This is a genomic window from Rudaea sp., from assembly GCF_036383415.1.
GTDB lineage: Bacteria > Pseudomonadota > Gammaproteobacteria > Xanthomonadales > Rhodanobacteraceae > Rudaea.
This window is the reverse complement of sequence record NZ_DASVOK010000446.1, coordinates 1-1,753: the sequence shown is the minus strand read 5'-3', so window position 1 is coordinate 1,753 and position 1,753 is coordinate 1. Positions and strand designations below refer to the sequence as shown.

The following is a 1,753-nucleotide window of genomic DNA, read 5'->3' as shown; positions in this document are numbered from 1 at the left end:
CAGTCGTTTGCCGCGCTGGCCGCGCTCGCGCCGGCCGCGCTGATCGCGATCTGGGCCCCGCAGATCGGCGCGCGTGCGGTCGCCTGCGGCATCGTCGCCGGTCTCGCGGTGTGGCTGTATGTGTTGCTGCCGGGCGTGTTCGCACCGTATGCGGAATGGACGAACCACGGTCCGTTCGGCTTCGACCTGCTCGCGCCGGCGAACCTGCTGGCCTTGGGCGAATGGAGCGTGCAGACGCGCGCGGTAGCGCTGGGCCTCGCTGCCAATCTCGCGGCGATCGCAATCGTCGTGCGCCTGGAGCGCGATCGCAAGGCGGTCGCGCCGGCGCCAAGCCCGCCCGAGCGTCATCGTCTGCGCGCACTGGCTGCACGCTTCCTGCCGCCGGAGCGCGTCGATGGCTTGTTCGCGGGTGCCAGCGACGAGGTCGATGTCGACGAGGCAACGCTGGCCGGTGTCACCCACGAACTCGCCGCGGTGATTGGCGCTTCATCGGCGCGCCTGCTGATCGATGCGCTGCGCCGCGCGCGCGTCGACGAACTCGACACGGTCGCGGCGATCGTCGGCGAAGCCTCGCAGGACCTGCGCTTCAATCAGCGCGTGCTCGGCGCGGCGCTGGAGAACATGAGCCAGGGCATCTGCGTCGTCGATGCACAACTGCGCGTGGTCGCCTGGAACCGGCCGTACGAGCGCATGTTCGACTATCCGCCCGGCCTGCTCGTGCCGGGGCGCGAAGTGGCCGAACTCATGCGCCACAACATCGAACGCGGCGTGATCGGCGAGGGCGACATCGAACGGCGCCTGCACCAGCGCGTCGACCACATGCGCGCGGGCACGCCGCATGTTTCCGAGCGGCGCTTTCCGAACGGTCGCGTGATCGAGATTCGCGGCAACCCGATGCCCGGCGGCGGCTATGTGGCGACGTTCGCCGACGTGACCGCGTTCCGCGAAGCCGAGCGCGCGCTGACGCGTGCGAACGAGACACTCGAACAGCGCGTGACCGAGCGCACCGCCGAACTCGAACGCGCCACGCTCGATGCCGAGCGCGCGCGCCACGATGCGGAACGCGCCAACCAGACCAAGAGCCGCTTCCTCGCCGCGGTCGGCCACGACCTGATGCAGCCGTTGCATGCGGCGCAGCTGTTCGCGCACACGATCGCCGCGCAGCATGCAGACGGCGGACATGCGCAGACGCCGAAGCGCCTGCTCGGCGCGCTCGCCGCGACCGAATCGCTGCTCGGCGGCCTGCACGACATCGCCGGCCTCGAAGGCGGCCGCCTGCACGTGCAATTGCGCGAATTCGCTCTCGACGAATTGCTCTCGCCGCTGGCTGCGGAATTCAGCGCGCTCGCCGCCGAACGCGGCCTGCGCCTCGACTACGTACGCACGCGCGCCTGGGTAAGTTCCGATCCGCAATTGCTGCGGCGCGTGCTGCAGAACTTCCTCAGCAACGCGCTGCGCCATGCGGCGCGCCGGCGCGTGCTGCTCGGCTGCCGGCGTTGCGGTGACGAGTTGTGCATCGATGTGATCGATACCGGGCCCGGCGTGCCCGAACACGAACGCGAACTGATCTTCGAGGAATTCCGTCGCGGCAGCGGCGCGAGCGGGCAGGGCCTCGGTCTCGGGCTGTCGATCGCCGAGCGCATCGCGCGCCTGCTCGCGCATCCGCTGTCGCTGCGCAGTTGGCCTGGCCGTGGTTGCGCGTTCTCGGTGCGCCTGCCGCGTGTCGTCGCGCGCGCGCCCGAGTTCGTCGAGC

1 protein-coding gene is annotated in these 1,753 nt (G+C 70.4%); it reads left to right on the top strand.

All coding sequences use genetic code 11. From position 1 onward, the window contains the following. On the top strand, positions 1-1,753 hold a 1,753-nt coding region (locus tag VF497_RS16110; protein ID WP_330890582.1), incomplete at both ends, for a PAS-domain containing protein.